The 11475-nt window shown below is 33.0% G+C and carries 13 protein-coding genes and 1 tRNA gene; 7 read left to right on the top strand and 7 right to left on the bottom strand.

Annotated features, from left to right (window positions below; genetic code table 11):
* The first annotated feature begins 121 nt into the window (after positions 1 to 121).
* The gene (locus tag AB1410_02650) at positions 122 to 559 is read left to right on the top strand and encodes a hypothetical protein (GenBank protein ID MEW6455602.1); all 438 of its coding nucleotides are present in this window, start codon (positions 122 to 124) and stop codon (positions 557 to 559) included.
* Between the two features lie 450 nt (positions 560 to 1009).
* Here AB1410_02650 and AB1410_02645 read toward each other — a convergent pair whose 3' ends face one another.
* Positions 1010 to 1438 (bottom strand): hypothetical protein, encoded by a 429-nt coding sequence (locus tag AB1410_02645; protein ID MEW6455601.1) that lies wholly within the window; start codon positions 1436 to 1438, stop codon positions 1010 to 1012.
* Between the two features lie 388 nt (positions 1439 to 1826).
* On the opposite strand from AB1410_02645, the gene AB1410_02640 reads away from it, so the two are divergent.
* From AB1410_02640 to AB1410_02620, 5 genes are all read left to right on the top strand, one after another.
* Positions 1827 to 2279 carry a hypothetical protein gene (locus AB1410_02640; GenBank protein ID MEW6455600.1) on the top strand — a complete coding sequence of 151 codons (453 nt, stop codon included), beginning with the start codon at positions 1827 to 1829 and terminating at the stop codon, positions 2277 to 2279.
* Between the two features lie 508 nt (positions 2280 to 2787).
* A complete protein-coding gene (locus AB1410_02635) occupies positions 2788 to 3603 on the top strand; it encodes a tyrosine-type recombinase/integrase (GenBank protein MEW6455599.1) in 816 nt (271 codons plus the stop codon).
* 64 nt (positions 3604 to 3667) lie between these two features.
* Entirely contained in the window at positions 3668 to 3919 is a 252-nt protein-coding gene (locus AB1410_02630) for a hypothetical protein (GenBank protein ID MEW6455598.1), read from the top strand.
* Between the two features lie 52 nt (positions 3920 to 3971).
* Entirely contained in the window at positions 3972 to 4262 is a 291-nt protein-coding gene (locus AB1410_02625; protein ID MEW6455597.1) for a hypothetical protein, read from the top strand.
* On the top strand, positions 4234 to 4554 hold the full coding sequence (locus AB1410_02620) for a type II toxin-antitoxin system RelE/ParE family toxin (GenBank protein ID MEW6455596.1): 321 nt from the start codon (positions 4234 to 4236) through the stop codon (positions 4552 to 4554). The genes AB1410_02625 and AB1410_02620 overlap by 29 nt, the downstream gene beginning before the upstream one ends.
* 302 nt (positions 4555 to 4856) lie before the next feature.
* On the opposite strand, the gene AB1410_02615 is transcribed toward AB1410_02620, so the two are convergent.
* From AB1410_02615 to AB1410_02595, 5 genes are all read right to left on the bottom strand, one after another.
* Positions 4857 to 4929: transfer RNA gene (locus tag AB1410_02615), tRNA-Phe, on the bottom strand.
* 55 nt (positions 4930 to 4984) lie between these two features.
* Positions 4985 to 7327, bottom strand: a complete 2343-nt coding sequence (locus tag AB1410_02610) for an alpha/beta fold hydrolase (protein ID MEW6455595.1) — start codon at positions 7325 to 7327, stop codon at positions 4985 to 4987.
* 203 nt (positions 7328 to 7530) lie between these two features.
* A complete protein-coding gene (locus tag AB1410_02605; GenBank protein MEW6455594.1) occupies positions 7531 to 7854 on the bottom strand; it encodes a YbjQ family protein in 324 nt (107 codons plus the stop codon).
* Positions 7851 to 8300, bottom strand: a complete 450-nt coding sequence (locus AB1410_02600) for a zf-HC2 domain-containing protein (protein ID MEW6455593.1) — start codon at positions 8298 to 8300, stop codon at positions 7851 to 7853. The genes AB1410_02605 and AB1410_02600 overlap by 4 nt, the downstream gene beginning before the upstream one ends.
* 1 nt (position 8301) lies before the next feature.
* Positions 8302 to 8820 (bottom strand): sigma-70 family RNA polymerase sigma factor, encoded by a 519-nt coding sequence (locus tag AB1410_02595; protein ID MEW6455592.1) that lies wholly within the window; start codon positions 8818 to 8820, stop codon positions 8302 to 8304.
* A gap of 265 nt (positions 8821 to 9085) precedes the next feature.
* Between AB1410_02595 and AB1410_02590 the strand changes: the two genes are divergently transcribed.
* On the top strand, positions 9086 to 10030 hold the full coding sequence (locus AB1410_02590) for an asparagine synthetase A (protein ID MEW6455591.1): 945 nt from the start codon (positions 9086 to 9088) through the stop codon (positions 10028 to 10030).
* Here the strand turns inward: AB1410_02590 and AB1410_02585 are convergent.
* Positions 10027 to 11472 (bottom strand): RtcB family protein, encoded by a 1446-nt coding sequence (locus AB1410_02585; GenBank protein MEW6455590.1) that lies wholly within the window; start codon positions 11470 to 11472, stop codon positions 10027 to 10029. The genes AB1410_02590 and AB1410_02585 overlap by 4 nt on opposite strands.
* Between the last annotated feature and the right edge of the window lie 3 nt (positions 11473 to 11475).

Here is an 11475-nt window from a genome sequence, read left to right as displayed (position 1 = left end):
AGGAAAAGAAAGTCATCCTTGACTCAATCCAGCCACTCTGAGGTATAATGAAAATTCAGCGTCACTTCGCTCCGACAGGTGGCCGGTTTCAATCAGAATCAGTGGCCAGATTCATCGGAATATGCATTTAAAGAGATCATCCTTTTTTTATTCAAAAAAAATACTCGAGAAAGAAGGTTTAGTAAATTGTAAATATCAAAAAGAATATGAAGAAACAAAAATACCTTATGAAGGAATAGAGCTGATTTTCGATGAAGTCAATGGTCATTTTAAACGAAATTATAGGAAAGAAATCCAGACATTTAGACTAGTCATTTCACAAAAATTTACATTTAAAATAAAAATACCTGGAAATAGAGAAGATATCCCTTTTGAAATACCCATAAAAATTATTTATGATAAGAATCTGTCAATCTCACAAAAATTATCATTAATCTGGAATCAATATCTTAAAGTGAAAAATGACCAATTAAATATAAGGGAAATAGCAAATTTATCGGGTATTTCTGAAAAGACAATTTATTCAGTTAAAAGAAAATATCCTGAATTATTTGTTTAGAATAGTTTTTTTATATTGGAAAGATGAGAAGGCGAGTCTGGGTAGACAATTCAGGGGAAACCTTTATTGAAATTTAATAAATATATATTCTTAAAATACTTATGAGAAAACAAGACAGATTAACCCCTTCCCAATGATATATATATACATCATACATAGAGAGAAGTTTTAAATCTTGAAATATAAGAAAACAATACATAAAGAACTTATGAAAGCGTATACAATCTATAGGCACTTAAGGTTAATTTTTCAAAAATACAAGAGGAAGCTTCAAGGTGCACTCTGCCGTTGTGGTGTGAGAGCACTTTTAAAATATTTCAGAGCAATAACAGGCAAAGAGCTTATCCCTGGAATGATTGTAGTTATCAAGACCTTTGGAGAGCGAATAAATTTTTATCCACATCTTCATTTCAACTTTCTTTCTAACTCTTTGAGTTTTTCTTGAGGAGGCTAACCCTTCCATTTTATTACTAAGCCAATTACATGTTTCCTTCGCATCGCCATAGTAGTCCCTGGTTGATAGGTATAATAAATTTGATTTCCATATACAAAGGCATTTCCACTTGAAGGTGTGGTATATGTTCCAGCAAATGTCTCCCTTCTTTCAATAAGAATAATAGCATCCCCACCTATAGATGCGACTTTCTGTTTCATTATGTTTTCAACTCTTCCCCAAGACGCAGCAGGTGCTCCCTCAGCTACTACCTCCCCGATAATTATAAATGGCATTTGTGGCGGAAAATAATAAACATTGACCTCTTCGGGAAGGGTTGGAGTATATTTAAATCCGGGGTAAGTAGCAACCCTTGCTCTTACACAGTTCCCAAAAATTAAAAAAATGAGAATCAAAAAAGCTAACTGAAAGAATTTCACTCTCATCTTGTCCTCATATTTTAGATTTTATAAAACCTATCTTAAATTTTCAAATTAGAATCTATCTCATAAAAATTACAAGCAAATTTTTAATTCTTATAAAAAGATAAACTAAGAATACAAAGATTTTTCCAGAAAAGAGGATAAGTGTTTTATTAGATTTGTCCCAGACTTTTTCCAGTTATAAATTTATCTTCCTCATTTTACTCGCATTTTTTCTTCGCCTTATTCTACCAGCAACATATTGTCTTGTTTTGTAAAATACTTATGAGGGCAGTAAAGGGGATATACCCATTCCTAAACCGCAACCTACCCCCATACTGGTAAGTTTTTTGATGCTATTCTGACCATTTTACTTGACATCAGATAGTAAAGAATATAAATAGGAGATATGATGAAAAAATTTATGATATTTTTAGCCATTTGTTTTTTAATTTTTGTAGTATTTTTCACCCAAGACCTTTATGCTGAAAAGAAATACAATCCATTCACAGGGAAATGGGAAACCACCACAAAGAATGCAATCTTAAGATATAATGCTTTTGAAGGGACATGGAGCTACGAGAAGCCTGATAGTATAACTTCATACAATCCCTTTAAGAATAAATGGGAATGGAAAGAAAAAGACGGAAAGGTTAAATACAATGCTTTTGAAGATAGATGGGAGACTGCTCCTAAAGATTCTATATTAAGATACAATCCATTTGAGGATAAATGGGAATGGGGGGAATTAGAGGAGGAGAACGAAAGTATCATAAGGGAAGCAGAGAAATATTATGAGCGAAGGTTAAAGGAATTGGAGAGCATTTTTTATAATAAATACTTTAAAAATAAAAAGAAAAGATAATCTATATTAATGTTAATGTTTCTCTTTTATATATCTTTTCCCTTTTCCCTTACTTAGGTTAAATTAATTATTGAATTATCAGAAGATTTAATAAAATCAATAGATTTTATATAAAGCATTGTGGATATTTCTTTTATCTTTGAGCTTGAATATTCTATCTAAATTTAAATAATCAAAATTCGCTAAATTTAGCAAAAAGAAAATCAAAATCTATATATTAATCCAGGGAGCTATTGTCCTATTGTTAGGGAGTTAACATATATTATGGGTTCTCTTCCCTATGGTCTCCTGAATCCCTACCCTGGGTATATATTTAGCTTGAATCAGTTAAAACAGACTAAATAAGCCTTCTGATTTGCACCAGGACGAGAGATTTTGAGTCAACCCATATATTCCCTTTACCTGTGAATCAAGCTATTTCTTGATTTCCATTCTTATAGTGTCAGATATTTTTACTTGACATTTATTCTTATATGGAACAATATAAGAATATAAAAAGGTGGATTTAATGAAAAACATAAACAAAGAAATAGAAGAATTCAGGCAATTTCTTGAGGGAAGGGGATTATCAGAACATACAATCAGAGCTTTCACTAATGATTTAAAACAATTCTTTTCTTTCACCAAAAGAATAGAGAGAGAATCAATTGAGAGATGGCTATCTTCAATGAATGGAAAAGGATGGACCAATAGAACCAAGCAGAGGAAACTGACATCTTTTTCAGTATATCTTAAATGGAAAGGAATCCATATTGAATTACCTAAAGTTAAAGCCGAATTGAAACTTCCTCAGGTTCTTTCAGAATCAGAGGCTTCAGCTCTTTTATCTGCCTCTTTAAAGACAAGGAATCCAGAAAGAGACAGACTTTTCATCAAACTTTTATTGACTGCAGGATTAAGGATTTCTGAAGCTTTGAATTTAAAAGTTAAAGATATTGAAGAGGAAGGCTCAGAGTTTTACCTTAGAATCAATCAAGGAAAAGGGAAAAAGGACAGAAGGGTCCCTATAGTGTCAGATGAGCTTCTGGAAAGGTTAGCAGATTATATTAAAGATAAATCCCCAGAAGATAATCTTTTTCCTCTTAGCTCAAGAGAAGCAGGATATATTATTTCCAGGATAGCAAAAAAAGCCAAGATAAACAAAAATGTTTCACCTCATACACTAAGACATACCTCAGCCACTCTATATCTTAAAAAAGGGGTCAATCTTGAAGCCGTAAGGAAGATATTAGGTCATGTCTCTTTATCCACTACTCAAAGGTATTTGCAGTTAACAGATGAGGATGTTGCAAGGGAGCTTAAAAAAGCAATTAATAAAAGATGAAAAACTATAATTTGACTTATTGTTTAATCTAAGTTATGAATTATAGAAAAGGAAGGAGGATATTATGGAGAGAAAAATCAAAGTTTTAATAGGTTCAGAGTGGGTAGAAGGAGAGGAAGTAGAATTCAAAATAAAAGAAGAAAATTGGAATGTTTATGAACTCAAAGATGGCTCAATTCTCAAATTTAAGGCAATAATCACAAAAGTTGTTAGAACCAATAAATATCATCCAAATACAAACGATCCCATTTATTATGTTCATTCAACCAATGCTATAGATGCCATAGTTCCTGAGAATTTAAGAAAGAGAGAATAAAATGAGCAATATACTAAATGCATCTTTTAGTTCAAATTATGCATCGTTTCTCTTGGAAAAGGAAATAATATTTTTTATTAATAAACATTTTGATATATCTCAACTGTCTAATGTTTGGGAAGCGGTGAATGTGAAAAAAGAAGGAGAAGAAGCGATATCTACAACATCTGTGGCGTTTTCTGATAATATTGCAACTTTTATATCTAAAGAACAAATTGAACAAGGAAAAATAATTACTTCGGAAATTATAAAAAACCCTAACTTATTGAAACAAATTAAAAAAAATTGGAATCGTGCAAGGAAAGGTGGGGTAATTGAGTGGGAGAAAATCAGAAAAGAATAAATATAGAATTTTCTTTGAAAATAAACAAGCAAGAAAAAGTTATGAAAAATATACTTCCCGAAGCTCTCCAAAAATCAGAGAGCAAATAAATAAAGAAATCAAAAAAATAGAAGAAAATCCTTACATAGCAGGAGCTCCTCTTAGTGGAGATCTTGGCGGTTTATGGAGTTCTAGAACTGGTGATTTCAGAATAATATATGAAATATTACAAGAAGAAAAACAAGTAAATATAATTAATTTGGGGCCGAGGGGAAACATATATAAGAAAATTAAACTTAAGCTTATATTTTAATTGATAGCGCCACGAACGCTCATATAAATTTTCTCCCGTATTTTGGTCTTTAATTATCTCTATTTGAGATTGAATTTTATATGAGAGTAAATCTACCCAAAATCAGCCTATAATTTTTCCTTTTGATAGAATCTCTTGACGCCGATGTTGGATATTCTTTATAGCGAGTTTAACTTGAATTGATAAGGGTTTAAGCTATTTATAGGGGTTAAAAAAACCTGCCCATGAAAATAATTAAAGGTGATGAAATGTAATGAAGGATTAAGAATGTGAAAAAGCTCATCAATATTGAAAAAACTATATGCCGAGAGGCGGAATCGAACCGCCGACGCAGGGCTTTTCAGGCCCTCGCTCTACCGACTGAGCTATCTCGGCATCTTTTTAATAATAAAAGAATTCTCTAATGAGTGTCAAGGTTGCGTATGACTTACTAATTATTGGTGTGCCTTTTAATCCATCTAACAAGATAGCCTAAAAATTCTTCGCTTAAATTCTTATTTTCCATCAATTGAAAAGCATATTCAGAGACATTCCCGGATTTTGACTTAATGAAAAGGTGGTTTAAACTGGGGAATATCTTCAAAGTTACATTTTTATTGCCTGAGGTTTTTGCGATTTCCTCAAGCTTTTTGGCATGGTAAGAAAGTACCTGAATATCTTTTCCTCCATTTAGAATTAAAATTGGGCATTTTACTTTCTTTATTGTTTTAGAAGGATCATAATTTATAAAAGACTTAATCCATTTCATTCGAGGCTTCATTGGAACTAAATACTCTTCCACTTCTTTCTCATCTATTTCTCCTGAAAGAGCTTTTATAACTTTTTCCTGAATTTCCATCGCTCTATTAATTTCATCTTGTGTTAGTTCCGCTGAATTCAAGAGATGTATTGTTTGTTCGATTAGGACTTGAGAACCCCGGGTTGCAGTCCCTGCCATTAATACAATTCCTGCCAGCCTTTGGTCATTCAAAGCTACACGAGGAGCAATTATCCCGCCTTCGCTATGGCCAACGAGAAATATCTTCTCAGGGTCAACATCATCCCTTGATCTTAAGTATTTAACAGCTGATTCTGCATCAGAAACAAAGTCTTCGTCAGTTGTATCGGCAAAATTTCCTTCACTTTTTCCAACGCCACGATCATCATATCTGAGAACAATTATTCCTTTTTCACTTAAATAATGAGAAATAATCTTGAAAATGCCAAATTTCAACCCTCCTTTTCCTGGGGTATCTTCATTTCTGTCCTGAGGTCCAGAACCTGATACCAAAACTACCGCTGGGAATTTTTTACCCTTATATTTTGGAATTGTTACAGAACCTGCTAATTTTAAATTTCCAGATTGAAATATGACATCTTCGGAAGTGTAATTTATTGCCTTGACTTCTTTTTTTGGGATATCGATAGTCTTTATGTTTTCATAACCTTTTAAAAAAGCTACCTGATATTTAAAAGGAGAAAAGAATTTTATTATTTTACCGTCGTATTTCCATGCATACAATCCCTCAGCTCCAGCTACATCTAAAAAGTATCTCTCCAATGTTATAGTCTTTCCATTTAGCTCTGAATTTTCCTTTTCAACAAATGATATATTTACAGGAATTCTGTACGTTTCCAATATTAAAACATCAGAGGCTGGTCTCACTATTCCGTAGAATTTTTTTTCTCTTAAATTTAACTTTTCCAATTTTTTAAAAAATATCAGATAGTCGTAAAATGATAGGTCATTCAAAAATATTGTTTTTTCATCCTTTATAAAATCTTTATCTTTTAGTGCTGTTGCATCACTCATAAAAGTTTTTATTTTATTCCCCTCTGCATTTCCTTTTATCTCAAAAGGCTTTCCATTCCATTTCCCTTTAATGTTGTACTGAATAGGTTCCAATTTATCATCATATTCTTGATGTGAAACAGCATCCTGGCTGATAGTTCCCAGAGTTATTTTATTTCTTCCAAAAAGGAAATAATTTTTTCCATCGGTTTTTAAAGCAAACTCACTGAATCCTATGTTAGAATTCTGAATGTATATTTCATATCTTCCCCTCTCGATTTCTCTTTTCCCATCCTTTTCCCATACAACTTCTTCCTCTTTCTTTATTTCTTCTCCGAAAATTTCGATTCCTTGGGAAGGAATTGAAAATTTAATCAATTTTCTTTCTTTATCGACCCAGATATCTTCTGCTATAACTCCTGCAAGGGTTGCAGAGAAATGCTCTGTAGAGACTTTTCCTCTCTTCAATTCAATTTCCTGGACTTCTTTTAATTCCATTGAAAAAGTCAATTCCTGTTGAGGCAGAATGAAGGCTGAAAATTCCTGTTTCCCTCTTTTTTCAAAGTCATAACGTTTTAAAGCAATTATATACGTCGAGAAGATTCCATTGGGTAGAATAAGGGTTCCTGGCTTTACTGAGATCTCTAATATTCTGGATTCTTCTTTTATTTTGATTTCATTTATAGCTTTTCCTTCTTTAAATATTGAATTAATCAATTGAGGAATGTTATTTACTGAAGCATCGAGAAAAAATTTAACTGGAAAATAATTTTTATCGTATGTAATTTCCATTCTATTTATTTTTAGGGACATGGGTTTTTTCATTTCGCCAGAACATACTAAATAAAAATCGCTATCTTTTTTTATAAGAGAGTAATCCTCATACCCAACTTCCTCTCCAAGAAAATAAATTTTCAGTTTCCCCTTCTCTATTATTTCCTGCCCTGAGATAAGGCAGGATAAAAAGATAATTAACGCAACAGAAAAAATACTTCTTTTCATTTTACCCCTCCCTTTTTATAATTGTTTATCCAAAAATCATCGTCCAGAGAATTAAATTACTCACCTCTCTTATAAAATATATGAGATGATGCATATTAATTTGAGTCACTTAGAAGCATGAATAGAATCAAAACTAAAAGGATAATTATCCAAATAATGAATTTTTTCATAGTATCTCTTTTTTCTTCAAAATAAAATTCTCTTTATCTCTCTTCTTCTGTAACAACAGCTGTTCCATAAGCTAATAGCTCAGCAGCTCCACCCATAAGATAGGATGTGATAAATCTAAACCCAACTATAGCGTTTGCTCCTAATTCTTCAGCCTTCTCTGTCATTCGATCAATAGACTGCTCTCGAGATTCAGCTAAAAGCTTTGTGTATTCTGTTATTTCGCCTCCTATGATATTTCTAAAAAGAGCCATCATATCCCTTCCAATGTGCCTTGCTCTTACTGTATTGCCTTTTACAAGGCCTAAAACTTTTACGATTCTTTTTCCTGGGATAGCATCAGCTGTAGTAATTATCATCTTTTCACCTCCCTGTATTTATCCCTTTTCCAGACAAAAATTCTCTCCCTTAATGCTGAAACGAAAAGTATAACCGCGCCTGCTAAAAAAGTGATAGCTCCTATTTTAACCAAAAGAGCTATAGTAGGGTCTTTTATGAGATCCTCAATTAATTTAAAAGCTCCGTAAAGAAGGAGTATAATTGAGCCAATGGATAAAAGAATCCAGCCAATTCCTCTCTCTAATCGGTTATAAATTGATGTCCAATACCTTTCCCATACTTCATCTTGAGGTTCCAAATATCTCATACTTTTCATCACCTCCTTTAATTTTTTAAATTCATTTAATTCCTTTTCACATTCCTGACAGTACTTTATATGATTCTGGAAATTTTCTCTTTCTTCTTCAGACAATTCATTATCAAGATACTTCATCAATAAAATTTTATAGTCGTGATGTTCTTCCATTTTAAAAACCTTTCATTTTTTCTTTTAATTTTTTCTTAGCATAATATAATCGAGACATAACTGTTCCTATCGGACACTCAAGAATTTCTGAGATTTCTTCATAAGAAAGCCCTTGAAAATACCTCAGCATTATAATTTCTTTTTCTTCAAAGGGGAGTTCCTCTACCGCTTGGAGTAAAGATTTTTTAATAGAAGAATCTTTTTCTTTTTCATGAGATTGGAGTTTAAATATTTCTGTTAGAGCCTTTTGGCCTCTCCTTTTTTTATTGGAAAAATTAAGACACAAATTTTTTAATATCTTATAAAACCATGGGAAAAAAGGTTTTCTCACATCAAAATTCTTGAGATTCTTAAATGCTTTGACGAAAGCTTCTTGGGAAAGATCCAGAGCTTCATCAGGGTCTTTGACAATTCCCAAAGCTATAAAATAGGCTTTTTTCATATATTTTTTAACCAATAGTCCATATTCTTCTTTGTTTCCTTTTAGGACTTTGCTTATCATATTAGAGTCTTCTTCCATCTCTCCCATATACTACTACAAATGAGATTCAATTTTTATTCAAATTAAATTAAATATAAATGTTTAACATTTGACTTGTCCTGTTTATTTTTGTAGTATAACTCTGTGAAATATAATTGTGATGGAGAATGTTTAAATTTAGATAACAATCCTTCCATAAATAATCTCACCAACAATAATGTCCCCTTTTAAAGGGGACAGCTACAGCTTTTTCTTAATCTTTTCATTTTAAAGAAAAAATCTTATTCCAGGAGGTTTTACAATAATGAAAGAAGAAAAAATTAAAGAAAAGACAGATAAAATATATGAGTTTTTGAGCTCTGAAAAAATAAAAAATGCCGTTAAGGTACAGAGTGAGATCATAAGAAGTGCTGGAGAGTTTTTAAGGAAAGAGGGGTTTATCGAGATTTTTCCAGTTATTATTTCTCCTATAACTGATCCTTTAGCTGATCCAAATGTAAAAATATCTTTTTCTCTTTATGGATATCCATATCAGATCACAAAGAGCATGATATTTCATAAGCAGATTTCCCTTCTCTCATTAGAAAAAATGTTTACATTTTCACCAAACTTGAGAATTGAACCAGAGGAGAAAAAGGACTCAGGTAAACATCTTTTTGAATTTACCCAGCTGGATTTGGAGGTAAGAAATGCAAGAAGAGAAGAAATTCTTTCTCTGGGAGAGAGACTTTTAGTTCATATAATTAAATCTGTGAAAGAATCCTCCAAAAAAGAACTTGATTTTTTTAGAAGAAAATTAAAAATCCCAAAAACTCCTTTTGGAAAAGTAAAATTTAAAGATGTATATCAGAAATACCAAAAGAATTATGAAGATTTATTATCAAGAGAGCTTGGTGAGCCTGTATGGCTTATAGATTTTCCAATCGAGATAAGAGAGTTTTACGATAGAGAAGATAAATCTCAGCCAGGGTATTTAGTCGATATGGATCTAATCTTTCCTGAAGGCTACGGAGAGGCACTCTCAGGGGGAGAAAGGGAATTTGAATATGAAAAAATTTTAAAAAGAATACAAAGAAAAAATATTGATCTATCGTATTTTTCTTTTTACCTGGAGATTGCAAAAAAGGGATTATATCCTTCAGCTGGTTTTGGGATCGGAATAGAAAGGCTTACAAGGTATATCTGTGGAATTGAGAGAATTGAGGAGACAAAATTATTCCCAAAAATCCCTGGAGAATTTTCCCTTTAGCCTTTGATGACTGTTATGGGTCGCATTCTGACTACTTTTTTTGAGATCGAGGCTTTTTCTATTGATTCCACAACCAGGGAAACATCTTTATAAGCTTCTGACATTTCTTCAACAAGCGTTTCTCTGTCAGAAGCTCTGACAAGAATTCCATCCTGTTCTAATTCTTTTGAGATGGATCTTCCCTGAGCTCTCTTCATAGCCTGATGCCTTGAAAGAACTCTTCCTGCGCCATGACATGAGGAACCGAAACTTTCTTCCATAGCCTTTTCTTCGCCAACGAGTAAATAGGAATATCTTCCCATATCTCCTGGAATTATAACCGGCTGGCCAATTTCTCTGTAAATTATTGGAACCTCAGGGTGAAATGGAGGGAAAGCTCTTGTAGCACCTTTGCGATGGACTGCAACTGTCATCTTTTTTCCTTCAACGATGTGCTCTTCTTTTTTTACAATGTTGTGAGCAATATCATAAATTAATTTCATTCCAAGGGATGGCCTTGAAATGTTCAATGCTCTTAGCAACGCTTCCTCAGCCCAGTGCATTATAATCTGCCTGTTTGCCCATGCAAAATTGGCAGCTCCTTTCATGGCCTCAATGTAATTCATTCCTTCTTTAGATTGGATAGGAGCGCAGGCAAGCTGTCTGTCAGGAACATTGATTCCCCATTTTTTTAAAGCTCCTCCGAGTATCGCCAGATAGTCGGTTGCAATTTGATGTCCGAGTCCTCTTGACCCTGTATGAATCATCACTGTGATTAAATCTTTTTCAAGTCCTAAAATTTTAGCTATGTGAGGGTCGTAGATTTCTTCAACATATTGAACCTCCAGGAAATGATTGCCTGAGCCTAAAGTTCCAAGCTGATCCTTTCCTCTATCCAGAGCTTTAGAGCTAACTTTTTCAGGGTCTGCTCCCTCAAGAGTTCCTAAAGATTCAGTAGAATTAAGATCTTCTTTATCTCCGTAACCCCTTTCCACTGCCCATTTTGCACCTTTCTTTAGAACTTCCTTTAATTCATTGAATGAAAGCTTTAAAGCACCCCTAGAACCAACACCAGTAGGAATTTTTTGGTATAGCGTATCTACTATGGCTCTTTCTTTATCTTTTATATCTTTTAAAAAAAAGTTGGTTCTTATCAATCTTACCCCACAGTTTATGTCAAACCCAACTCCGCCAGGGGAGATAACTCCATTTTCCCAGTCAGTGGCCACCACGCCTCCGATCGGAAGCCCATATCCAAAATGAATATCAGGCATTGCAATAGAAGCTTTTACTATGCCAGGAAGGGATGCAGCATTTATTACCTGAACAAGGGATTGATCCTCAAGAGCTTTTTGAACGAGCTCTTCAGAAGCAAATATGACCCCAGGCACTTTCATCAATGGGTTTGTTTCTTTGGGTATAACCCATTTATAGTCATTTATTTTTATAAGATTTTTTTTCATTTT

The sequence above is a fragment of the Acidobacteriota bacterium genome, from assembly GCA_040756905.1.
GTDB lineage: Bacteria > Acidobacteriota > Aminicenantia > JBFLYD01 > JBFLYD01 > JBFLYD01.
The sequence above is the reverse complement of the archived record's forward strand: the minus strand, read 5'-3'. Positions and strand labels throughout refer to the sequence as shown.

Coding starts and splice junctions, on each gene's coding strand:
- AB1410_02650 (MEW6455602.1), top strand. CDS start 122: ATGCATTTAAAGAGATCATCCTTTTTTTATTCAAAAAAAATACTCGAG.
- AB1410_02645 (MEW6455601.1), bottom strand. CDS start 1,438: ATGAGAGTGAAATTCTTTCAGTTAGCTTTTTTGATTCTCATTTTTTTA.
- AB1410_02640 (MEW6455600.1), top strand. CDS start 1,827: ATGAAAAAATTTATGATATTTTTAGCCATTTGTTTTTTAATTTTTGTA.
- AB1410_02635 (MEW6455599.1), top strand. CDS start 2,788: ATGAAAAACATAAACAAAGAAATAGAAGAATTCAGGCAATTTCTTGAG.
- AB1410_02630 (MEW6455598.1), top strand. CDS start 3,668: ATGGAGAGAAAAATCAAAGTTTTAATAGGTTCAGAGTGGGTAGAAGGA.
- AB1410_02610 (MEW6455595.1), bottom strand. CDS start 7,327: ATGAAAAGAAGTATTTTTTCTGTTGCGTTAATTATCTTTTTATCCTGC.
- AB1410_02605 (MEW6455594.1), bottom strand. CDS start 7,854: ATGATAATTACTACAGCTGATGCTATCCCAGGAAAAAGAATCGTAAAA.
- AB1410_02600 (MEW6455593.1), bottom strand. CDS start 8,300: ATGGAAGAACATCACGACTATAAAATTTTATTGATGAAGTATCTTGAT.
- AB1410_02595 (MEW6455592.1), bottom strand. CDS start 8,820: ATGGAAGAAGACTCTAATATGATAAGCAAAGTCCTAAAAGGAAACAAA.
- AB1410_02590 (MEW6455591.1), top strand. CDS start 9,086: ATGAAAGAAGAAAAAATTAAAGAAAAGACAGATAAAATATATGAGTTT.
- AB1410_02585 (MEW6455590.1), bottom strand. CDS start 11,472: ATGAAAAAAAATCTTATAAAAATAAATGACTATAAATGGGTTATACCC.